Origin of the sequence: Paenibacillus sp. Dod16 (assembly GCF_049893405.1) — a bacterium.
In the GTDB taxonomy this organism is placed as follows: domain Bacteria; phylum Bacillota; class Bacilli; order Paenibacillales; family Paenibacillaceae; genus Paenibacillus_AQ.
Genome location: NZ_JBNDYG010000038.1, coordinates 52,480 through 75,246 on the forward strand (window position 1 = coordinate 52,480; position 22,767 = coordinate 75,246).

Here is a 22,767-nt window from a genome sequence, read left to right on the forward strand (position 1 = left end):
ATACACTGGAATTTTTAGTGAACTGTATTTCTTAAGGAGGAAATGAAGCAATGGCACAAATGAACATGAAAGAAGCGATTCGCGACGCCATGCGCGTTGAATTGAGCCGTGACCCTAACGTTGTCATCTTCGGTGAAGACGTAGGTAATGTCGGCGGTGTTTTCCGGGTAACGGAAGGCCTTCAAAAAGAATTCGGGGAAGAGCGCGTATTCGATACACCGCTGGCTGAGTCCGCTATTGGCGGTTTGGCGGTAGGTCTCGGTATTCAAGGCTTCCGTCCGATCGCTGAAATTCAATTCGTTGGATTTATCTTTGAAGCGCTCGACCAAATCGTCGTTCAAGCAGCGCGTATGCGTTACCGTTCCGGTGGACGTTACAACTCCCCGATCGTATTCCGTACGCCATTCGGCGGCGGGGTTAAAGCGGCTGAGCTGCACACCGATGCACTCGAAGGTTTGATCACGCAAACCCCGGGTATTAAAGTTGTAGTACCTTCCAATCCTTATGATGCAAAAGGACTCATGATCGCAGCAATTCGCGACAATGACCCTGTGTTCTTCATGGAGCACTTGAACCTGTATCATGCGTTCCGCGCTGAAGTTCCTGAAGGTGATTACACGGTTGAGCTTGGTAAAGCTAACGTGGTTCGCGAAGGAACCGACGTTACGATTATCGCATATGGTTTGATGGTTCATACCGCAACGAAAGCGGCGGACGAACTTGAGAAGAACGGAATCAAAGCGGAAATCATCGACTTGCGCACGATCTCTCCAATCGACATCGATACTGTGCTTGCTTCGGTTAAGAAAACCAACCGTGCCATCGTGGTTCAAGAAGCGCAAAAATCTGCAGGCGTAGCCGCAGAAGTTATCGCTCAAATCAACGAGAAGGCGATTCTGCACCTGGAAGCTCCAGTGCTTCGTGTGACTCCGCCGGATACCGTGTATCCATTCGCGCAAATCGAGGACACTTGGTTACCTACTCCAGCACGTATCGTGGATGCCGTCAATAAAGTAATGAATTTCTAATAGCAGCAATTTCTAGGGAGGTTTTTCAGTTGGCAAAATTTGAATATCGTTTTCCAGAGCTGGGTGAAGGTCTGCATGAAGGTGAAATCATCAAAATGCATATCAAGCCAGGCGACAAAGTAACAGACGACGACATCATCATGGAAGTACAGAACGACAAGGCGGTCGTAGAAGTTCCTTGTCCCGTGAACGGTACGGTTCAAGAAGTTTTTGCCAAGGATGGTCAAGTATGCCGTGTCGGTGAAGTGGTAGCTATCATCGATGCTGAAGGCGACATTCCTGAGCAAGAGGCTCCTGCTGAAGAGCAGTCTGCGCAAGAAGCTGACGCAGCTAAAGGCAGCGCGGATACAACTTCTTCCCCGGCTCAAGATGCACCGGCTGACGCTAAACAAGGCGGAAACGGTGGAGCAGCTGCTCCAGCAGCACCTAATCGTGAAGTTCTGGCTACACCTAGCGTGCGTAAATTCGCTCGTGAGCAAGGCGTAGACATTGCACAAGTGCAAGGTTCTGGCAACAACGGTAAAGTGACTCGCGAAGATGTTGAAGCCTTCAAGAACGGTGGAGGCCAAGCAGCAGCTCCAGCGCAAGAAGCGGCTTCCGAAGCGAAAGCAGCTCCTGCAGCAGCATCCACAGCGGTGGACACTCGTGCAGAAGAAGAGCGCGTACCATTCAAAGGTATCCGTAAAGCGATCTCGAACGCTATGGTTAAATCGGCTTACACAGCTCCTCACGTTACGATCATGGACGAAGTGGACGTAACCGAGCTGGTAGCGTTCCGTACCCGCATGAAACCGATCGCTGAGAAGAAAGGCACGAAAGTTACGTATCTGCCATTCATCGTTAAAGCACTCGTTGCGGCTAGCCGTCAGTTCCCGGCTTTGAATGCGATGATCGACGAAGAAGCGAACGAAATCGTGTACAAAAAATACTACAACATCGGTATCGCTACGGATACAGACAACGGTCTGATCGTACCGGTTATCAAAGATGCGGATCGTAAGAGCATTTGGATGATCGCTGACAGCATCCGTGATCTGGCTGCTCGCGGCCGTGAAGGCAAACTGTCTCCTAACGAAATGAAGGGCAGCACGATTTCCATCACGAACATCGGATCTGCAGGCGGCATGTTCTTTACGCCAATCATTAACTTCCCAGAGGTTGCTATTCTCGGTACCGGCCGCATCAGCGAAAAGGCGGTTGTGAAGAACGGCGAGATTGTAGCAGCACCTGTTATGGCATTGTCCTTGAGCTTTGACCACCGTATCATCGACGGCGCAACGGCTCAAAACTTTATGAACTATATTAAACAACTGCTCGCTAACCCTGAGCTGCTTGTTATGGAGGTGTAACTAATGGTAGTTGGAGATGCTTCTTTAGATATTGATACTCTAGTCATTGGTGCTGGTCCTGGTGGTTATGTGGCGGCGATTCGTGCCGCCCAACTGGGTCAAAAGGTTCTGATCGTTGATAAATCGGAACTCGGCGGTGTTTGCTTGAACCGTGGTTGTATTCCTTCCAAGGCTTTGATCGCTGCAGCTCATCAGTTCGAGTCCGCTAAGCATGCCGATGCATTCGGTATTTCCGTGGAGAACGTAACGGTTGATTTCGCGAAAACACAGGAATTCAAAAACGGCGTTGTCAAAAAAATGACTGGCGGCGTAGCCGGTTTGCTGAAAGGCAACAAAGTGGAAGTTTTCAACGGCGAGTGCATGTTCATCAACGAAAACGAAGCGCGTGTATTCAATGATCATGAATCACCGCGTTACCGCTTCAAGAACTGCATCATTGCTACAGGTTCCCGTCCAATCGAACTGAAGCCATTCCCGTTTGGCGGACGCATCCTGTCTTCTACCGAAGCATTGAACCTGCCTGAGGTACCGAAGAGCATGATCGTAATCGGTGGCGGCTACATCGGTGCCGAGCTTGGTCAAATGTACTCCAAATTCGGTTCGAAAGTAACGATCATCGAAGGTCTGGACAGCGTTTTGGCTGGCTTTGACAAAGACATGACAAGCCTCGTTACGAAAAACATGAAGAAAACCGGTATCGAAATTATCACAGGTGCTAAAGCTGAAAGTGCCGAGCAAAACGATAAAGAAGTTACCGTGAAATACTCCGTGAATGGCGAAACCAAAGAAGTAACAGCAGATTACCTGCTGGTTACGGTTGGCCGTCGTCCGAACACGGATGGAGAGCTTGGCCTTGATCTGATCGGCCTCGATATGGATGAGCGCGGGTTCGTGAAAGTCGACCATCAAGGACGCACAAGCATTCCTCATATCTTCGCGATCGGGGATATCGTATCCGGTCTGGCGCTTGCACACAAAGCTTCCTACGAAGGTAAAGTGGCTGCTGAGGCCATTTCCGGAATGCCGTCCGTCGTGGATTACAAATGTATTCCAGCTGTTGTGTTTACGGATCCAGAATGCTCCAGCGTAGGTTACACCGAAGCTCAAGCGAAGGAAAAAGGCCATAAAGTGAAAGCAGGCAAATTCCCTTACGCAGGTAACGGACGTTCCGTATCCTTGAACCATCCGGAAGGCTTCGTGAAGATCGTAGCTGAAGAAGGAACAGGACTTATTCTCGGAGCGCAAATCGTAGGTCTGGAAGCTTCCAACCTGATTGCAGAGCTCGGTCTTGCTATTGAGATGGGCGCTACGCTTGAAGATGTAGCCTTGACCATCCATGCGCATCCGACGCTTGGCGAAATCGTAATGGAAGCTGCGGAATTGGTTATGGGTCATCCGATCCACATCATCGCCCGTTAATCCAAACGACGCTCGTTTTTTCGAGTCATTATATATTCGGCCAGGAGGCAGAGAACGCGCAGGCGGTTTTCTGCCTCCTGTTTTTTTATGTGGATGCCGCAAGCGATATCCGGCCTCTTTCGGCAGGGTTATTTTAAGCATCCCAATCATTCCACGAACATGGTAGACTGTTGATATGAGATTCTAGTGAGGTGACTATACATGAAACAATACTTGGAGCTGCTGCAAGACATTCTTGATCATGGCGTAGAGAAAGGGGACCGCACGGGGACGGGAACGTTATCCGTATTTGGAAGACAGCTGCGGTTTGACCTTTCTAAAGGCTTTCCTCTGATGACAACCAAGCGGATTCACTTAAAATCGGTGATACACGAGCTTCTGTGGTTCTTAAGCGGGGAGACGAATATCCGGTATCTAAAAGAGAACGGCGTGCGGATATGGGACGAATGGGCAGATGAGAACGGCGATTTGGGACCGGTCTACGGCTCGCAGTGGCGAGCGTGGGAAACGCCGGATGGACGCCATATCGACCAGATTGCCAACGTCATCGATTCGATTAAAAACAATCCCGACTCCCGGCGGCATATCGTCAGTGCCTGGAACGTGGCAGAGATTGATAACATGAAGCTGCCTCCATGCCATTTTGTATTCCAATTCTACGTGGCGGGCGGGAAGCTCTCCTGTATGCTTACCATGCGTTCCGTGGACAGCTTCCTCGGGCTACCGTTCAACATTGCGAGTTATGCACTGCTTACCCATATGGTTGCCCAGCAGTGCGGCCTGGAGCCGGGTGAATTCATCTGGTCCGGTGGCGACGTCCATATCTATTCCAATCATATGGAACAGGTCAGAACGCAGCTTGAACGCGAGCCTTATGAGCTGCCGAAGCTGGTCATCAAGCGCAAGCCGGAGAGCATCTTTGATTATACATTCGAAGATTTTGAATTTGAGGGTTACCAGTATCATCCAACCATTAAAGCGACCGTAGCTGTGTAAATAAACAAGTGGTACCGATATTCGGCGCAATCTATTTGTACAAGGAAGGAGTGACGGTGTAATGATATCGATGATATGGGCAATGGGCAAGGACCAGGTAATCGGGCTGAACGGCACCATGCCGTGGCGATTGCCGCGGGATATGGCCTTCTTCAAGGAGACGACCCTGCACAAAACGATTCTGATGGGGCGCAAGACCTGGGAGTCCTTTGGCAGTAAACCTCTGCCTCACCGAAAGAATATCGTGCTGACGAGAGACCGAAGTTTCACGCTGACGGACGATCAGGGCATCGTGATCCATGATGTGGATGAAGCCCTTCCCTACGCGGAGAACGCAGAGCTGATGGTGATCGGCGGATCCCAGATTTATAAATTGATGCTTCCGAAAGCGGATCGGTTGTACTGCACGTTTATTGATGAAACTTTTGAAGGGGATACGTTCTTCCCTGAAGTGAACTGGGACGAATGGGAAATTGTCGAAGAAGTTCCCGGCATAACGGATGAAAAAAACCCGTATGCCTACCGGTTTGTTACGTTTGAACGAAAATAATGAGCTTGATGACGAGCTTTGAAGGGATAGACATACTCCAATCCATCCATGTTGACAACGTTTTGTTAGTAGGATAATACAAATGATCATGCATATAGTCCATTTAACAGGGGAAAAGCGAAATGCTACTATATTTTTAATGTTTATACAAATCGCTGCTTAAATAGCCGCTAATCATGGGGTTTCATGCTCTGATAAAAAATTTTTTAGCATAAATAGAAAAAATAAATCAGACTGAAACCTGTTTCTTGGGTCATCTGAAGGTCGATATCGGATGATTTATGATATGATAAATTGTACATGGTAACCAGCATGGATAGAACGGATGGGGGTAAAGCAGTATGTCTACACCAACAGGATTTATGGAATATCAGCGCCAGCTTCCGGCAGATCGGAGCCCGGCCGAACGAGTTAAAGACTGGGAAGAGTTTCATAAACATTTAGAAGAAGAAGAGCTCCAGACCCAGGGAGCACGCTGCATGGACTGCGGTACGCCATACTGCCATACAGGAATCGATATGCTCGGCGGCACTTCGGGCTGCCCGATTCATAATCTGATTCCGGAATGGAACAATCTTGTATACCGGGGCTTGTGGAGAGAAGCCTTGGAGCGTCTCCACAAAACAAACAACTTCCCTGAGTTTACCGGACGCGTATGCCCTGCTCCTTGTGAGGGTTCCTGCACCGTCGGTTTAATTGGGGAGCCGGTCACGATTAAATCCATCGAGCAAGCGATCATCGACAAGGGCTTTGAAGAAGGCTGGGTCGTTCCCGAGCCGCCGGCGAAGCGTACGGGACGCCGCGTAGCCGTTGTCGGTTCTGGTCCGGCAGGGCTGGCTGCGGCTGCTCAACTGAACAAAGCAGGTCATTCCGTAACCGTCTATGAACGTGCCGACCGTATCGGCGGATTGTTAACTTACGGGATTCCATCCATGAAGCTGGACAAGGGTGTTGTTCAGCGCCGTGTAGATCTGCTCGCAGCTGAAGGCGTCAAATTCGTTGTCAACACCGAGATCGGCAAAGACATTCCCGCCAAGCAGCTGATGGAAGACTACGATGCCGTCGTACTGTGCGGCGGTGCAACAAAACCGCGTGAATTCAATATTGAGGGAAGTGACCTCAAGGGCATTCATTATGCGATGGACTATCTGAACGGAACCATCAAGAGCCTGCTGGATTCGGGTCTCGAGGACGGCAACTACTTGTCGGCAAAAGACAAGGACGTTATTGTCATCGGCGGCGGCGACACCGGCTCTGACTGCGTCGCAACAGCGCTTCGTCACGGCTGCAGCAGTATTACCCAGTTCGGCACGCATAAACAGGCTCCGCTGCAGCGTGATCCGATTGCGAACCCTTGGCCGCAGTTCCCGAACGTGTACACGCTCGATTATGCACACGAGGAAGCCAAAGCGCTGTTTGGCAGCGATCCACGCGAATTCTCCATTATGACCACGAAATTTGTCGGGGATGAAGAGGGCAATCTGAAGGAGCTTCATACCGTTCAAATCGAGCGTATTGTAGACGAAACCGGCCGTAAAGTGTATCAACCGATTCCGGGCACGGAGAAAGTATTTCCTGCTCAAATGGCGTTCATTGCCATCGGTTTTGACGGACCGGAGCATACGTTGGTCGAGCAGCTTGGACTTGAAACGGATCGCCGTTCCAATGTGAAAGCACCGTATGGCAAATATACTACCAATGTAGATAAAGTATTTGCCGCCGGAGACATGCGTCGCGGACAAAGCCTCGTGGTATGGGCCATCAACGAAGGCCGCGAGGTAGCGCGCGAGGTAGACAAATATTTGATGGGTGCGACCGTACTGGTTTAATCCTTCTCCTAAATATGCTATCATACTAATAGTAGTTAAAAGGACTTCGCAAGAGCGAAGTCCTTTTTGGAGTTAGCCACCGCGCCATGGTTACTCATCGGGGAGGAGAATGTCATTTGAAAACGTTGGTCATTGCCGAAAAGCCGGATATGGGACGGAACATCGCTGCGGTCATCGAGCCGCGGGCCAAGAATAACCGTACATATCTTGAAGGTGAGCAATACATCATAACTTGGGCTATCGGACATCTGGTTGGGCTGGCGGAGCCGGATGCATATGATCCGAAGTACAAACGCTGGAATTTACGGGACCTGCCCATCATTCCGGAGCAATTCAAAATCATCCCGAATCCGAAAACCAAGGATCAGCTGAAGGTCATTGGAGAGGTCGCCAAGCGCTGCAGCCATATCGTAAACGCATGTGATGCGGGACGAGAAGGACAATATATTTTCGCTCTTATCCAACAACAACTAAAATTGAAACAGCCTGTAAAAAGACTATGGATTTCGGATTTAACGGCGGAAAGCATCGCCCGTGGCTTTGCGGAGCTGAAGGATGGGGTTGAATTCGAGAATTTAACGCAAGCTGCGCGCGCACGCAGTGAAGCCGATTGGTTGATCGGTATGAATGCTTCGCGTGCCTTTACAACCCGTCATCAGACTTTACTGTCGGTTGGGCGGGTCCAGACGCCGGTTCTGGCTCTGATCTATGACCGGCAGAAGGAAATTGAAGCCTTTGAATCGCAAACGTTCTACGACGTGAAGGCCGTGTTCAAGCAAGAGCAGCTGGAGTATACCGGAACATGGCAGGGAGAGCGGCTGACCTCGCAAGAGAAAGCAGAGACGATTGCAGCCAAGGTTAATGGGAAGAATGGGCTCATCACCAAATATGAAGTCAAAGAAACGAAAGAATATCCGTTTAAATTGTATGATTTGACCCTTCTTCAGCGTGAAGCCAATGCCAAATACGGATACTCTGCCAAAAAAACGCTGGATCTTGCGCAAGCGTTGTATGAGCGTCACAAGGTCATTTCATATCCGCGTACCAACTCCAATTACGTGAATGAACAGAATATCGAAGGCATGCACAAGGCACTTCACATGTTGAAATCGACCTCCTATGCATCGATGGCGGAAGGAGCGGATCCTAGCCGGGTGCACATAAATAATAAAGCGGTATGCAATCCGCAGCGGGTTGAGGATCACCATGCCATCTTGCCGACGTTAAAGCGTCCTGGCACGCTCAGCAAGGAAGAACAGCATATTTACGATCTGGTCATCATCCGGTTTCTCTCGCATTTTTACCCGCCGGCCATGTACAAGCAGCATACGGTGCTTACCGAGGTTGAGGGCGAAACGTTCAAGACGGGGATTAAGGAACTGCTGTCGCTTGGCTGGAAGGTGCTGATTGCCCAGGATAAAGAGCAAAAGAAAGCCAAGTCTTCCAAGAAGGGAAAAGAGGACGAGGAAGAGGAGACCCAGGAATGGAACGACCGTTCCTTTGATCTGTCCCCGGATGAGCCGGTGCACTGCAAGAAATCCGAAGTGAAAGAAAAGGCAACGCAGCCGCCTAAGAGTTATACGGAAGGAACGCTGCTGAAGGCGATGGAAAGTGCCGGAAAATCCATCGAGGATGAAGCGCTTCGGGATGCGATGAAAGACAGCGGGCTTGGAACGCCGGCTACCCGTGCAGCGACCATTGAACGCTTGAAGAAGGTCGGATATATTACGATGCAGGGCAAAAGAATCACGGTTACCCAAAAAGGAAGGACGGCGGTGGAGCTGATCCGTCATGCAGGCGTAGAATTACTTGCTTCGCCTGAGATGACGGGCCAATGGGAACGGCGCCTTCACCAAATATCCAAGGGCGAGGCTTCCGCCGACGTGTTCATGCAAAACGTGCAGAAGTTTACCATTTCGATCATCAATAAGGTATCCTCGCAGCGTCCCGCGCCTTCGTCGCTTTTCGGCGGAGATGAGGACAAGTCCAAAGGAAGAGGGAAGCGAAGCACAGAAAAAGCTGCCGCAGCCCCACGCGACAAGGAAGAACGAACGGCTAAGCGGACTCCGAGATCCAATGCCTCTACTTCAAACGAAACGTCGTCCGTACGTTCTTCATTAGGCCGATGCCCTAGACCCGGATGTGAAGGGCATATTATTGAAGGGCGCAAAGGCTATGGTTGTGCCAATTTCAAAATCGGCTGCAGCTATGTCATCTGGAAGGAATTTGCCGGTAAACAGGTTTCGCATGCGATGCTGAAATCCTTGCTGCTGCAAGGCAAGACCCAGGTATTATCCTTTAAAAACGAGGACGGCAGCACGTTTAAAGGCAGAATTGTCCTAACTGCTGAAGGGAACGGAAAGCTTGCTGTTCAGGCAGAGGACTCGAGTGAAGCCGTGAAATCGTGAAACGGCACAGTTAAATAAAAAAACCGAGCCCATCAGGGATGCCATCCTTGATCGGTTCGGTTTATTTTGATTAATCCAAATGCTCTTCAATGACCTCGGGCACTTCGGTCAGCGCCGATACGGTATATAACACGTTATGAGGCTCCTGCTTCAGCTCGACCAGGTTATATTGCCATTCGCGCTGCTGTTTGATATAGATGCTGTTGATGCCGGCCGTCAGCGCCGGAACGACATCGGTGCGAAGTGAGTTGCCGATCATCCAGGTATCGGAGCGGGAGAATGTCCCCATCGTGAGGATTTCTTCCAACGCCGCAATATTTTTATGCTGGCGAATGTAGATTCGGTCTTTGAAGTAATCGGCCAGCTTCATCTGTTCGATTTTCCGCTTCTGAATCCGGGTCTCGCCTCCTGTGTAGAGATGGAGACAATGGCCATCCTGCTGGAGCTTCTCGAGCGTCTCAACCATGCCGGGGTAGGCTTCGATTTCCTGCTCATATACACTGAGTCCTAATTCGTAGAGAAGCTCTTCTTCCTTGGGCGAGCTTTCTCTTCCATGAATGCGGCCGAAATAATGATACGTATCGATAAGGGATTGCGGGAAGTTCGCACTTGCAAATCCCAGCTTATCTATGCCGGCTACGTCGACCTCCATCTGCTTGGCTCGGACTTCTTCGGTAGTCAAGCCAACATGTTGAAACCATTCGGTCATCCACTCGAAGTAATCGCCAAGAATCAGATCGAAATATTTGTTGCAATGTATTAATGTGTCATCCATGTCGAAGATAATATGCTGCGATGTTTTACTCATGGTTCACTCCTTCTTACTATGAAAGTCGAATGTATGACTCCAGGAACATCTGAAGTTCGGCAGCCCCATCCGGTCGCAGGCTGAATCTTTCGTTATTCTCGGATTTCAGATGGGAGCGCAGCAAGCCGGCTGCCCTCAAAATCATCAGATGGTGCATCAATTTCTCATAAGGCTGACCCAACTCGGAAGCCATTTCGGACACGGCTTTCGGTTCATCGGCAATATATCGCAGGAGACGCAGGCGTTCCGGGTCCGCAAGCGCCTCGGTCATGCGGAGGAGAACCACGGGCGGCTCATCTTCCTCTTCTTCCGGGACATCGATCGGATACTGCAGCAGGAGTACGTTCTCATAGAAGCAATAGGTATTGATCGGCCGGAAATGCGTGCCCGGGAACAAGACTACGTTCTCCTGGGGCACGTCGTCGAGTATAACGCCGCTAGAAGCGTATTCGATTAAATTTTCGTCGTCCATTTTCGGAAGGAGCATTCGCTTCTCTTCGGCATCTTCTTCCAGGAGTTGGTACAGTTCAGGCTCCACTTCCGAGAAGTAGTGCTCATGCCACAACTTCATCAACGGTGTGTAGTTTTCTCGAATTCTAGATGTTTCATCCAGCGAGAGAGACGGCAAGTGCGGCAGCAGCAGGTCATGCAGCTCTTCCACGGCGGAAGATTCGACCCAATTCAGAAAATCCGGGATTTCAATGTGCTCTCCCCGAAGCATGATCAAGGCGTATAACACATCATAATCCGCTAGTGGCCATGAACGGGCTCGACTGAACTGGACACGAACAGGTTGAGGTAATCGCTCGTCCATCTCCGTTATCAGCTGTTTTCCGATATCCAGGTTATCGGTCCATTTCCTTGTTGCATATATCATGAAGCTGCCCAGCAGCTCGTAGACCATAGATACATCGATACTGACTTTATATTTCATTAACGGATACCCTCCCAATTGATGGCATTGTTATTATTATGGCTTGTATGGATTGGGCTTGTCCACTATAATGTTCATCTGACTGTTTAAATTCATCGTTTTTTCACATTAGAGGAGGACTATATTTCAGTGACAGAAGCTGTAACCCCCCGTCAGGGGAGAACTCATTATTTCATTTTAATTGCCGTCGTGGTTGCGGCTGGTTTAAGCCAGGGACTGTTATTGCCGGTGCTGGCTATTTTTTTGGAACGGATGGGCATTTCATCCTCCATGAACGGATTGAACGCGGCGGCCTTGTATTTAGGCTCATTTGCGATGACGCTTGTTGCGGAAAGACTCCTCGGCTGGGTCGGTTTCAAAAAACTGATCATTTCGGGACTGGTCCTGGTGATGCTGTCACTGGTCGCCTTTCCGCTGATTCCGAGCGTGGCCTTCTGGTTTGTCCTGCGGGTGCTTGTGGGTATTGGGGACAGCGCACTTCATTATGCGGCACAGCTATGGGTGCTGATGATGTCTACGACGAAGAACCGGGGGCGAAGCATATCCTTTTACGGCATGTCCTACGGTTTGGGATTCAGTATAGGACCGCTGGGCATTCCGCTGCTAAAGTACGGCGAAGCGGTACCGTTTATAATTCTGGCGGTGCTGTTCTTGTTCATTCTGCTGGTCGTAGTCTCTAAACTTCCGAATCTGAAGCCGGAAAAAAGCGAGAACGGGGAGCAGCAGCCGGCTGGACGATATCTCAAAAGCTACCGCCTGGCCTGGTTTGCATTGATTCCCGCGTTTCTCTACGGCTATATGGAAGCAGGAATTAACAGCAACTTCCCGGTCTACGGTTTAAGAAGCGGATTTACATTGGGCGAAATATCAGCATTGCTTCCTTTTGTCGGCATCGGCGGTCTGGTGTTGCAGCTTCCGCTCGGCATTTGGAGTGATAAATTCGGCCGCAAACGGGTGCTGGCGATTGCCGGTATTGTGGGCGGATGCTGTTTCTTGCTCATTCCCGTGGCGGGAACGAATTTCTGGGCAACCTTAATATTGCTAACGCTGGCCGGCGGACTGGTTGGTTCCTTCTTCTCGCTTGGTTTGGCTTATGCGGCGGATATCCTTCCCAGAGTGCTGCTGCCGGCTGCCAACGTCGTAGCTTCCTTCCATTTTAATGCGGGCAGCATAGCAGGTCCGAATGCCGGGGGCGCCATCATGGAAACAGGGTGGAACGGGGGGATCTTCGTTCTGCTTGGAGGATTGTATATTCTGTTTGCGTGTACGGGATTATGGTTTAAAGTCAAAACTGCATCAACACAGGGATAGAACATCTGTTCTCATGGCAATTGCTTTCGCTTTCTTCTAAACTAGAGAGTAGGAATATGCACTTGACGGGGAGAGACGATAACATGATTAAAGTGGATCGGCTGAAGAAAACGATGGGTCCTGAACGCACACCGGTGTTAAAGGATATCACTTTTCAGATGGAGCACGGGGAAATGATCGGTCTGATCGGTGCTAGCGGAAGCGGGAAAAGCTTGTTAATGAGCTGTCTATCCATGCAGCAAAAATGGGACGGCGGCAAATTAACGATTGATGGCGAAGATATGATGAATCCTGCGGGAAAACGGAGAATTCGCCGGGAATGGGCTTATCTTGAGCAGAACCCGTCCTTGAATGTTAATCGAACGGCACTGAAGAATGTATTGATCGGACAATCCAGCCAGACACCGCTGTGGCGAATGGTAACCGGTATGGTCCGATCTGATGATTATATGGGAGCTATGGATACGATCGAGCACCTTGGGTTGTTGGACAAGGCCAAACGCAAGGCCGGCGAGTTAAGCGGCGGAGAGAAGCAGCGGATAGCTATTGCCCGCGCACTTGTGCATGGTGCCAAGGTGATTTTGGCGGACGAGCCGGTCACGGGACTTGATCCAGCTTCGGCCGAGCATGTATTGAAGACACTTAAAACCTTGTGCGAGGAAGAACGTTTAACCGTATTTACCGTGATACCCTTGGAGCTGGCCGAGAAGTATTGCACCCGGATCATGGGTCTATCCGGCGGAGAGCTGGCCGTGGATGTGACCGGAAGACGTTTAACCCATGGCGAGAAGTCAAGACTGTAATTATCGATCACCAAAAACGCCAGGTGAATGAATAGAAATGAGTTGATACTTATTGAAATATAGAGTGATGCAAGCCCTCTTGGCAGGCTTGTTACTATTAATCATAAGCGGCTGCACGTTTATTCAGGACCCGGTCTCATTAATGAAGAAACCGGATTTGCCGACGGATAAAGCGACGCTGAATGGCGCCATCCAATCTGCGCTTCTGAAGAATAAGCTGGATGCTGGTTCCATTATCCGGCCGCGAAGTGACGTGGACAGCAGTTCCATCCGTATTCATGACCTGGACAATGACGGAATTATGGAAGCTGTCGTCTTCTATCAGACGCCGGACGATGAAGTGAAAATCCATGGCATGATCATGCAGCAGCAAGGCGATACATGGGTGAAGCGGCTGGATTTCGATGGAGAAGGGACGGTATTGGAGTCTTTTGATTTCGTCGATTTTACGAATGACGGCAAGGTCGACATCGTAGCCGGCTTCTCCCGCGGAGAAGAGGATCTTCAGAACCTGCTGGCCGTATATTCATTCTCCGGGGACTCGCTCGAAAAAATACCGGCTTTGCCATATACACACTTTAATATCGGAGATATGAACGGAGATAAGATCAACGATATTACGGTTGTCTATCTTCAGCAGAAAGAGCTCTCGTATATCAGCACCTATCAATACGATAAGTTCGAGAACGCCTTTGTCGAGCTGAACAAGCTGGATCTGGGACCGAATATCGAAAGTTATTACAATGTTGTAGCAGGTAAAGTGGCCAAGGACAAAGAAGGTATCATCTTGGACGCATCGGTTGTATCCAACTCCTCTTATTCCAAGCTCATCATTATGGAGGATAACGAGTTTATTGACGTCCTCCAGGATGAATTGCTTACCTATAAGGAACTGCCTGTTGAGAGCGAAGATGTGAATGATGACGGTATTCTAGAGTTTGGTGTTCTTACAAGACCAAGCGGCTGGGAAGATCGGCTTATCCTGGATGAGATCCCGTTCTTCACCACGTACTTCCAGTGGGACGGAGAAGTACGGGAGAGCAATGAAAAAGAAGGGCTTCAATTCGTACTCCAGCGGTACTACGATATGAACAATCGCTTCTATCTGGACTTTCCGCCCGACATGTACAATAAGATTACCATCACACCGGAATCCAACAAAAATGCTTATTTAAACTTTGTCATGACCGACACGGGAGAGTCCGTTGCCGAGATTAAATTCTTTTCAACGGCCCAGTGGGGGAAAGCTGAATCCGATTGGGATATTTTGGTGAAGGAGAAGAACCGCGTCATTGCTTATCGCAGTCATGGCGATCTGAAACTGAGTAAAAAAGATAAAAAGCCAAGCAGCAATAATGTGGCTCCTATCGAAAGAAAGGGGAACTAGACCTTGAGTAAAGTGCTCATATTAGAAGATGAAGAATCTATTCGCAGTTTTATCGTCATTAATTTGAAACGAAACGGCTTTGAAGTCCTGGAGACTGGGGACGGCAACGAAGCCCTCCGCTTGCTGCAAACGACGCCAGATATCGATATCGCCTTGCTCGATGTCATGGTGCCAGGGATTGACGGATTTGAAGTATGCCGCAGAATTCGGGAAACGAATGAGCGGATCGGCATTATTTTTCTGACGGCAAAAGTTCAGGAGCAGGATAAAGTGTATGCTCTCTCCGTCGGGGCCGATGACCACGTAAGCAAACCGTTTAGTCCAACGGAGTTAATCGCTAGACTGCAATCTCTGCTGCGGAGGGTCAATGTCCAGCGTGCGGGTACCGCCAAGGTATCGTTTCAATCAGGTCCGTTTACACTGGATCTGATCTCCAAGCAGTTTAAGAAGAACGGGCAGCCGGTGGAACTGACGCCTACTGAATTTTCACTGGTGCAGTTTTTCCTGGAGAAAGAAAACACGCCGCTTAGTCGTGATGTGCTGCTCGATCACGTATGGGGCAAAGAATATATGGGTGACCCCAAAATCGTGGACGTGAACATTCGGAGACTGCGCCAAAAAATCGAAGGCAATCCTTCCGAGCCGGAATACCTCCAGACGGTGTGGGGACACGGCTATAAATGGAAGGGTCAGGGACAATGATCATCAAAAAAGGCATTCGGCGGCAAATCGTGCTGCACTACTTCCTGGTAGTGTTCATCGCCTTGCTGCTGATTGAGGTTATATTTCTAATCGCTTTACGATCGTATTATTACGATACGGTATACAATCATATTGTGAATCATATAAATACCGCCAACGCTTTTTATCAGCCCTTCCGATTGACGTCAACGGACAACGTCAACCAGCTGAGTGAGATGATTCGTCATTTTGAATTGTATACAACGGATCTTCAAATTTTGAATCCGGCTGGTCAGGTCCTCTCCACATCAACCGGCTTCGAAATCGAGCAGACCATCAAGACCAGTGATGTCACACAAGCGCTTGCAGGCAATACGGGCCGCTGGATTGGCAAGCAGCAAGGTACGGGGCAGATCGTAATGGCCGTATCCCAAACCGTTTCGAACGGGTTTGAGAAAACGTACATTCTTCGCTACGTGACTTCGCTGGAGTTCATTAACGACAAGTTGATGAAAATTACGCTGTTTGCCGTCAGCATCGGAGGGGCCGTGCTAGCGCTCGTGCTTGCTTTCAGCATTGGGCTGGCCAACTCCATCGTAAAGCCGCTTAACAACATTACAACGGTATCGGCGCAGATGGCCAAAGGCAAGTTTAACGTTAGAATCAAAGGCGACTATAAATATGAGCTTGGCGAGCTATCGTCAACCCTGAACTACATGGCACAGGAGATTGTACGAAGCAACCAGGTGAAGGATGATTTTATTTCATCCATTTCACATGAGCTGCGGACTCCGCTCACTAGCATTAAGGGCTGGAGCGAAACGCTAGACTCCGGCGGCTATGATCCGGAAGAAACGAAGATCGGGATGCAGATCATATCCAAGGAAACCGATCGTTTGATCGGTCTGGTTGAAGAGCTGCTCGACTTCTCCAAGCTCCAGCAGAATGAGATGAAACTTGTGAAGGGTATCGTGAATTTACGTGAGCTTCTGCAGGAGATTATGCTCAATCTGTGGACAAAGGCCGAGAAGAAGGGCATCCAGATCAAACTGGAGACCGACGAAAAACCGATCCTCTATGGAGATGCCAACCGCTTGAAGCAGGTGTTTCTGAATATTGTAGACAATGCAATTAAATTCTCGCATGAGAACGGCGTGATCAACCTGTCCTTCGCTATGGAAGACAAGTTTGTTATCGTAACCGTGGAAGATCACGGTATTGGCATATCGGACGAACATCTGCGGCGGGTAAAGGACCGGTTCTTCCAGGTTAATCCGCTTAACGGAGGAACGGGCCTGGGCCTGGCGATTACGCAGCAGCTCATTGAGCTCCATGGAGGCACGATGGAGATGGAAAGCGAGCTCGGGCATGGAACATCCGTGATCGTCAAGCTGCCGCTGCCTGAAGGAAAAATACCGATGGCCGGCGGATTAGAGAACGGTGAGGACGACGTAGCCGGACCGACCGTATAAGCTTTGCCGGGTTTCCGGCAAAGCTTTTTCTTAAGATCACAGAATTGATAAGTTTTTCACGAAGCGTAAGGATTCTGAAGTATAGACTCGACTTTGTGGGGGATTGTATTGGGGCTCCCGCAAAGTATTTTGAATAAGCGTCGAAGCAAAGGCTCTACGTTGTGGTTTTTTATGAGGGGGAGTGTGGAAGTGGGATACACAGCAGCAACGTTTTCTACGGAGCAAGGTCTGTTTGAATTAAAGGCTGCTGAAGCAGAACAGGCAGGGGAGATGCTGTCGCTTCTCAAGGAAGCGGCTGAGGTAATGGAGCAGCAAGGGCGCAAGCAGTGGAGTCCATCGCTCTTTTCCTTGGACTTGATGGAGCAGTACCTGGCGGAGCGTGAAGTGTTCATCCTATGGCATAGAGACATGGCCGTCGGCATGTTTACGTTACAGTATGGGGATCCAGCCTATTGGGGAGATCGGGACGATCCGGCCTATGGTTAGCCTATGGTTATTTGCATCGGCTGACCGTACGCGCTTCCTATCGGGGACTGGAGCTGGGAACAAAGATGATTTCTTTTGCGGAATCGTATTTGTTATCCAAGGGTAAACAGGGTTTCAGACTGGATTGCGTATCCCATCTGCCAACGCTGAATCAATTTTATCAGCGTCAAGGATTTCTGTTCGTGGCTAAGCAGGATATGGGTGGTCGCTTCGTGAATTTATATGAGAAGAGGTTTATGTAATAATTTTACCGTGTTACCAATCTATGTCGCATGCGCTTAAGACACAGTCAGCAGGGCTCGATACATGAGAAAAAGCGATCCGTCACGGATCGCTTTTTTGTATAAAAGTCTGTAGGATTTATCTCAGAGCTAATATTCTGTTGAAGAAACTCGTTTAAGATGAAGAGACATTCGCCCGCAAGCGTCCTTTTTCGTATACATCCTGAAGCAGTCGGGACGGTTGGGTACGAATGGTTGGTTTCGGAAGCACGGTCTCGTAAGGTCCAACGACCACAACGTTGCCAAGGGCTCCTTTAACAATGGCTCCATCCTTGATGATCGCTCCCTCGCCAATAATAGCATGCTCGATATGGACACCTTTGCCGATTTTGGCATTCGGCATGACCACACTGTCCTTAACGATGGAGTATTTACCGATCTCCGCACCGCAGAATATAACGGAGCTCTTGGCTTTTCCTTCGAAGGTGCATTGGTCATGAATCAAGCAGTCCGTGTGTTCCGCATTGCGTGTCCGCGCTGCCGAAAGTTTGGTCTTCCATGCACGGGTATACATGGGCCAATCGGATCTCTCAAGAACAAGCTCGTTTTGGCTTAGCACATCCATGTGGGCTTCCCAGAGGCTCTCTACGGTGCCCACATCGCGCCAGTAGCCCTGGAAGCGAAACGCAAGCAGCGACTCTTCTCCGGACAGCATCTTCGGGATGACATCCTTCCCGAAGTCATGGCTGGAGTTTGGATCAGCCGCATCCTCAATGAGGTGCTGCTTCAGATAGTCCCAACGAAACAAATAAATACCCATTGAGGCAAGGTTGCTTTGCGGTTCTGCCGGCTTTTCGGCAAATTCAATGATATTGAGATTGTCATCAACGCTCATGACGCCGAACCGGCTGGCGTCTTCCCATGGCACTTCCATCACGGAGATCGTTGCAGGAGCCGCTTGTTTCATGTGAGCTTCAAGCATTTCGCGGTAATCCATCTGGTAAATATGGTCCCCGGATAGAATAAGGACGTGTTCGGGATTTTGATCATCGATGTATGGAATGTTTTTATAAATGGCGTCTGCTGTACCCAAGTATCCATCTTGGTGTGTACTGTTGGATGGAAGCAGAGCAATGCCTTCGCGTCCTGTATGTGTTAGTCCCCAGGGTTCACCTTCACCGATATGTTCGTGTAATGATTCTGCCTCATATTGTGTAAGTACTCCAACCGTATCGATTCCGGAGTTCACACAATTGCTGAGAGGAAAATCGATTATACGATAATGTCCGCCAAAAGGAACGGCGGGTTTTGCCAGCTTGGACGTAAGGGGAGCTAATCGTTTACCCTCTCCACCGGCCAGAAGCATAGCAATACAGTCTTTTCTCTTCATCACGTTTCCCTCCCAATGTATTTTCACGTTGTACATTACATAAACGACATTCCCGGGGTTTGAAACGATTATATTGAAAAAGTAAAATGAAAATTACAAAATTATTTTTCAGGGACATTTTTTATTTTCAACATGGTTAGAATGGGGTAATAGCACTAATAATATTGGATTTTTAAGAAAAAGCGGGTGACGATGATTGAACCAAGCAGTTAGGGAAGGAAACATGACTCCGGAACAATTGTATTTATTTCATGAAGGAACCTGGTATCACAGTTACCAATGCATGGGCGCACACCGTGCAACTGAAGATGGAGAAGAAGGCGTGCGTTTTACGGTATGGGCTCCAAATGCAAGGCAGGTGGGTCTTGCCGGAGACTGGAACGGCTGGGACGGTTCCCAAGACACGTTATATAGGATACCCGATTCGGGAATTTGGAGTCGGTTTTTCCCTGGGATGCAGACTGGAACTTATTACAAATATCATATCACCGGACCGTATGGAGAAACGTTCTTGAAGGCCGATCCATACGCGTTTCAAGCCGAAGTTCGACCTGCAACGGCATCGGTTGTGACCGACCTCTCTGGATATCATTGGCAAGATGCTGCATGGAAAAGAAAGAACAAATCCCCTTACACCAAGCCGATGAACATATATGAAATGCATTTTGGAACCTGGCGGCAAAAGGAGGACGGCTCGTTCTATACATACCGCGAACTGGCGGGCCAGCTGATTCCTTACTTGCTTGAGATGAGTTATACCCATGTGGAATTCATGCCCTTGGCTGAGCATCCGTATGACCTTTCATGGGGGTATCAGGGAACCGGATTCTTTGCGTTGACCAGCAGATATGGAAGTCCCCATGATTTCATGTATCTTGTTGATCAGCTGCACCAAGCGGGTATCGGCGTGCTGCTCGACTGGGTGCCCGCACATTTTGCCAAGGATGCCCACGGGCTTCGGCTGTTTGACGGGGCGCCTCTTTATGAGTACGCAGATCCGCAAAAAGCAGAGAAACCGGGCTGGGGAACATTGTCTTTCGATTATGCCAAGCCAGAGGTGATTTCATTCCTCATCTCCAATGCCTTATTTTGGATGGATATGTATCATATTGATGGACTTCGTGTTGACGCCGTGACAAGCATGATCCGGCTGGATTTTGAAAAGCGAGAAGGTCAGTACAGCCTAAATGCGCATGGTGGGGTGGAAAATCTTGAAGCGATATCCTTTCTGCAGGAATTGAATAAAGCCATGTTTCGATATTACCCGAATGCCTTGATGATGGCCGAGGAATCCAGCGCATGGGCAGGGGTTACCGCACCCGTGCACGAGGGAGGTCTCGGGTTTAATTACAAATGGAACATGGGCTGGATGAATGATACGCTGTCCTATGTGGAGCAAGAATTCGATCAGCGGCCTACCCATCATAATTTACTAACATTTCCCATTTGTTATGCCTATTCAGAGAATTTTACATTACCGCTGTCCCACGATGAAGTAGTTCATGGGAAGAAATCACTGCTTAATAAAATGCCGGGGAGTTATGAACAGAAGTTTGCGGGGCTCCGGATTTTGCTCGGATATCAGATCACCCAGCCCGGCAAGAAGCTGCTGTTTATGGGGGGCGAGTTCGGCCAGTTCATTGAATGGAAGGATCAGGAGCAGCTGGATTGGCTGCTGCTGGACTACGAAAGCCACCGGAAGCAGCTGGCTTACACGTCAGCGTTAAACCGCATGTATGTGGAGGAGAAGGCGCTATGGGAGCAGGATCACAGGTGGGAAGGCTTTGAGTGGCTTAGCGCCGATGATCATGAGCAAAGTGTCCTATCGTACATGAGAATGGGCACAAAACCTGGTGATACACTGATCATCGTCATTAATTTTCAGCCCCGGGCATATGACCAATATCGGATCGGCTTACCGAGATCGGGGCAGTACGTGGAAATATTGAATTCCGATCACACCGATTATGGCGGCTCCGGACTGGTCAATAACGAAGTCATGAAAGCGGAGAAAACGGTGTGGCATGGCCAAACATACAGCCTCGAGATCAAGCTGCCTCCGCTGAGCATGGTGGTGTTAAAGAAAAAGCCGCGTTCCAGAAAGCCGCGTTCCAGAAAGCCGCGGGCTCAAGAGGACGTTTCACTGAAGGCGGCAGAAGTAAAAGAAAAGACGGCACGAAAAACCAAGCGAAATGAAAGGGGGAAGCAGGATTGAAATTGTTATTTGCAGCCTCAGAATGTGGACCGTACATCAAAACAGGCGGATTGGCGGATGTGATCGCTGCTTTGCCTAAATCCCTTCATGGCATGGGCGAGGATATTCGGGTGGTTCTGCCCAAATATCTGGGAATTCCTGAGGACTACCGGGAGCGCATGGCGCATGTAGGGGAAACCCGGGTTCGGGTAGGCTGGCGCGAGCAGTATTGCGGCATCGAGTCCCTGGTTGAGGACGGGGTCACGATCTATTTCATAGATAATGAATATTATTTTGGCCGCGACGGCATTTACGGCTACATGGACGATGGCGAACGCTTTTCGTTCTTCAACCGTGCCGTCCTTGAGCTATTGCCGGTTATCGACTTTCAGCCGGACGTGCTTCACTGCCATGATTGGCATACGGCCATGATTCCGCTTCTCCTTGAAGATGTCTACCGTCATGATCCCTACTATGCGGGAATACGAACCGTATTTACAATCCACAATTTGTTGTATCAAGGTGTGTTTCCGTACGAGGTGCTGGTCGATCTGCTTGGAATCCACAGCCGCCATTTTACAGCGGAAGGCGTGGAATATTACGGAAACGTAAATTTCATGAAAGCGGGCATCGTCTATGCAGACCATGTAACGACGGTAAGCCCGACTTATGCCTCGGAGATTCAGACCGGTTATTACGGATACGGCCTCGATGGGCTTTTGTCAGCCCAAGGTTCGAGATTAAGCGGTATCGTGAATGGCATTGATACCAAGAGCTACAACCCGGCGACCGATTCGCATATCGCGATGAAGTACCGGAGCGGTCTGAATAAAAAAACGCAGAACAAAATTGCCTTGCAGGAAGAGTTGAATCTTCCCGTGGCACCGCATATTCCGTTGATGTCCATGGTGACGCGGCTGGTCGATTCGAAGGGACTCGATCTGGTCATTCGGATTCTGGATGAGCTGCTCTACTACGATGAGATTCAATTTGTTGTCCTGGGAACGGGGGACCCTTCTTATGAACATTGGTTCCGGGAAGCGGCGAATCGGTATCCCAATAAAATGTCGGCCCAGATTCGCTTTAATGAACCGTTATCTCGGCGCTTCTACGCTGGCAGCGACCTGTTCCTGATGCCTTCCAAATTTGAACCGTGCGGTATCAGCCAACTCATCGCCATGCGGTACGGCAGTGTGCCGATTGTCCGCGAAACAGGCGGACTGAATGATACAGTTCATGCATACAACGAATATACGGGGGAAGGGAATGGATTCTCCTTTAAGGATTACAATGCGCATGATATGATGAACACGATCCGGCGCGCGACCGCTATTTACCGCCAGCCTGAGCACTGGCGTAAAGTGAGCAAGAATGCGTTGGGCGGAGATTACAGCTGGAACGTTTCGGCCAAGGAATATCAGGAGATCTACCAGCAAATCACCAAATCTCATGCTTAAAAACGGCAACAAGACACAGGGGTGCAAGGATAGCTGAATAACGC

At 49.5% G+C, this 22,767-nt stretch carries 19 protein-coding genes; 16 read left to right on the forward strand and 3 right to left on the reverse strand.

Features of this window, described 5'->3' with window-relative positions; translation table 11 throughout:
- Nucleotides 1-50 precede the first annotated feature (50 nt).
- From ACPV3A_RS25585 to ACPV3A_RS25615, 7 genes are all read left to right on the forward strand, one after another.
- Nucleotides 51-1,028, forward strand: coding sequence for an alpha-ketoacid dehydrogenase subunit beta (locus tag ACPV3A_RS25585; RefSeq protein WP_071218200.1), 978 nt, complete (start codon nt 51-53; stop codon nt 1,026-1,028).
- Between the two features lie 29 nt (nt 1,029-1,057).
- Nucleotides 1,058-2,377, forward strand: a complete 1,320-nt coding sequence (locus ACPV3A_RS25590) for a dihydrolipoamide acetyltransferase family protein (RefSeq protein WP_194542078.1) — start codon at nt 1,058-1,060, stop codon at nt 2,375-2,377.
- A gap of 3 nt (nt 2,378-2,380) precedes the next feature.
- Nucleotides 2,381-3,796, forward strand: a complete 1,416-nt coding sequence (lpdA, locus tag ACPV3A_RS25595) for a dihydrolipoyl dehydrogenase (protein ID WP_009589200.1) — start codon at nt 2,381-2,383, stop codon at nt 3,794-3,796.
- A 201-nt stretch (nt 3,797-3,997) separates the two neighbouring features.
- Nucleotides 3,998-4,792, forward strand: coding sequence for a thymidylate synthase (gene thyA, locus ACPV3A_RS25600; protein WP_071218198.1), 795 nt, complete (start codon nt 3,998-4,000; stop codon nt 4,790-4,792).
- Between the two features lie 61 nt (nt 4,793-4,853).
- Entirely contained in the window at nt 4,854-5,342 is a 489-nt protein-coding gene (locus ACPV3A_RS25605) for a dihydrofolate reductase (protein WP_426202019.1), read from the forward strand.
- 341 nt (nt 5,343-5,683) lie between these two features.
- A complete protein-coding gene (locus tag ACPV3A_RS25610) occupies nt 5,684-7,171 on the forward strand; it encodes a glutamate synthase subunit beta (protein ID WP_426202021.1) in 1,488 nt (495 codons plus the stop codon).
- Between the two features lie 116 nt (nt 7,172-7,287).
- On the forward strand, nt 7,288-9,579 hold the full coding sequence (locus tag ACPV3A_RS25615; protein WP_426202024.1) for a DNA topoisomerase 3: 2,292 nt from the start codon (nt 7,288-7,290) through the stop codon (nt 9,577-9,579).
- Between the two features lie 70 nt (nt 9,580-9,649).
- Here ACPV3A_RS25615 and ACPV3A_RS25620 read toward each other — a convergent pair whose 3' ends face one another.
- Nucleotides 9,650-10,387, reverse strand: a complete 738-nt coding sequence (locus ACPV3A_RS25620) for an HAD family hydrolase (RefSeq protein WP_194542082.1) — start codon at nt 10,385-10,387, stop codon at nt 9,650-9,652.
- A 16-nt stretch (nt 10,388-10,403) separates the two neighbouring features.
- Nucleotides 10,404-11,321: an ArsR/SmtB family transcription factor gene (locus tag ACPV3A_RS25625; protein WP_426202026.1), complete on the reverse strand. Its 918-nt coding sequence runs from the start codon at nt 11,319-11,321 to the stop codon at nt 10,404-10,406.
- Between the two features lie 129 nt (nt 11,322-11,450).
- Here ACPV3A_RS25625 and ACPV3A_RS25630 point away from each other — a divergent pair, with 129 nt between their 5' ends.
- The 7 genes from ACPV3A_RS25630 (at nt 11,451) to ACPV3A_RS25660 (ending at nt 17,703) form a co-directional block, all read left to right on the forward strand.
- Nucleotides 11,451-12,632, forward strand: coding sequence for an MFS transporter (locus ACPV3A_RS25630; protein ID WP_426202028.1), 1,182 nt, complete (start codon nt 11,451-11,453; stop codon nt 12,630-12,632).
- Nucleotides 12,633-12,715: 83 nt separating this feature from the next.
- Entirely contained in the window at nt 12,716-13,435 is a 720-nt protein-coding gene (locus ACPV3A_RS25635; protein WP_100536497.1) for a phosphonate ABC transporter ATP-binding protein, read from the forward strand.
- A gap of 52 nt (nt 13,436-13,487) precedes the next feature.
- Nucleotides 13,488-14,822, forward strand: coding sequence for a hypothetical protein (locus ACPV3A_RS25640; protein WP_426202031.1), 1,335 nt, complete (start codon nt 13,488-13,490; stop codon nt 14,820-14,822).
- 3 nt (nt 14,823-14,825) lie between these two features.
- Nucleotides 14,826-15,524, forward strand: a complete 699-nt coding sequence (locus ACPV3A_RS25645; protein WP_216531110.1) for a response regulator transcription factor — start codon at nt 14,826-14,828, stop codon at nt 15,522-15,524.
- Nucleotides 15,521-16,975, forward strand: coding sequence for a sensor histidine kinase (locus ACPV3A_RS25650; protein ID WP_426202034.1), 1,455 nt, complete (start codon nt 15,521-15,523; stop codon nt 16,973-16,975). Before ACPV3A_RS25645 ends, ACPV3A_RS25650 begins: the two co-directional genes overlap by 4 nt.
- A gap of 189 nt (nt 16,976-17,164) precedes the next feature.
- Nucleotides 17,165-17,461 (forward strand): hypothetical protein, encoded by a 297-nt coding sequence (locus ACPV3A_RS25655; protein WP_426202036.1) that lies wholly within the window; start codon nt 17,165-17,167, stop codon nt 17,459-17,461.
- Entirely contained in the window at nt 17,428-17,703 is a 276-nt protein-coding gene (locus tag ACPV3A_RS25660) for a GNAT family N-acetyltransferase (RefSeq protein ID WP_426202039.1), read from the forward strand. The genes ACPV3A_RS25655 and ACPV3A_RS25660 overlap by 34 nt, the downstream gene beginning before the upstream one ends.
- Before the next feature lie 154 nt (nt 17,704-17,857).
- On the opposite strand, the gene ACPV3A_RS25665 is transcribed toward ACPV3A_RS25660, so the two are convergent.
- Entirely contained in the window at nt 17,858-19,072 is a 1,215-nt protein-coding gene (locus ACPV3A_RS25665; protein WP_426202041.1) for a glucose-1-phosphate adenylyltransferase, read from the reverse strand.
- A 223-nt stretch (nt 19,073-19,295) separates the two neighbouring features.
- Between ACPV3A_RS25665 and glgB the strand changes: the two genes are divergently transcribed.
- A complete protein-coding gene (gene glgB, locus ACPV3A_RS25670; protein ID WP_426202042.1) occupies nt 19,296-21,287 on the forward strand; it encodes a 1,4-alpha-glucan branching protein GlgB in 1,992 nt (663 codons plus the stop codon).
- Nucleotides 21,284-22,723 (forward strand): glycogen synthase GlgA, encoded by a 1,440-nt coding sequence (gene glgA / locus ACPV3A_RS25675; protein WP_426202044.1) that lies wholly within the window; start codon nt 21,284-21,286, stop codon nt 22,721-22,723. The genes glgB and glgA overlap by 4 nt, the downstream gene beginning before the upstream one ends.
- The last annotated feature ends 44 nt before the right edge of the window (nt 22,724-22,767 follow it).

What these genes read in the sequence shown, in the direction of transcription:
- ACPV3A_RS25585 (WP_071218200.1), top strand. Translation starts at nt 51, where the DNA reads ATGGCACAAATGAACATGAAAGAAGCGATTCGCGACGCCATGCGCGTT.
- lpdA (WP_009589200.1), top strand. Translation starts at nt 2,381, where the DNA reads ATGGTAGTTGGAGATGCTTCTTTAGATATTGATACTCTAGTCATTGGT.
- thyA (WP_071218198.1), top strand. Translation starts at nt 3,998, where the DNA reads ATGAAACAATACTTGGAGCTGCTGCAAGACATTCTTGATCATGGCGTA.
- ACPV3A_RS25605 (WP_426202019.1), top strand. Translation starts at nt 4,854, where the DNA reads ATGATATCGATGATATGGGCAATGGGCAAGGACCAGGTAATCGGGCTG.
- ACPV3A_RS25610 (WP_426202021.1), top strand. Translation starts at nt 5,684, where the DNA reads ATGTCTACACCAACAGGATTTATGGAATATCAGCGCCAGCTTCCGGCA.
- ACPV3A_RS25620 (WP_194542082.1), bottom strand. Translation starts at nt 10,387, where the DNA reads ATGAGTAAAACATCGCAGCATATTATCTTCGACATGGATGACACATTA.
- ACPV3A_RS25625 (WP_426202026.1), bottom strand. Translation starts at nt 11,321, where the DNA reads ATGAAATATAAAGTCAGTATCGATGTATCTATGGTCTACGAGCTGCTG.
- ACPV3A_RS25635 (WP_100536497.1), top strand. Translation starts at nt 12,716, where the DNA reads ATGATTAAAGTGGATCGGCTGAAGAAAACGATGGGTCCTGAACGCACA.
- ACPV3A_RS25650 (WP_426202034.1), top strand. Translation starts at nt 15,521, where the DNA reads ATGATCATCAAAAAAGGCATTCGGCGGCAAATCGTGCTGCACTACTTC.
- ACPV3A_RS25665 (WP_426202041.1), bottom strand. Translation starts at nt 19,072, where the DNA reads ATGAAGAGAAAAGACTGTATTGCTATGCTTCTGGCCGGTGGAGAGGGT.
- glgB (WP_426202042.1), top strand. Translation starts at nt 19,296, where the DNA reads ATGACTCCGGAACAATTGTATTTATTTCATGAAGGAACCTGGTATCAC.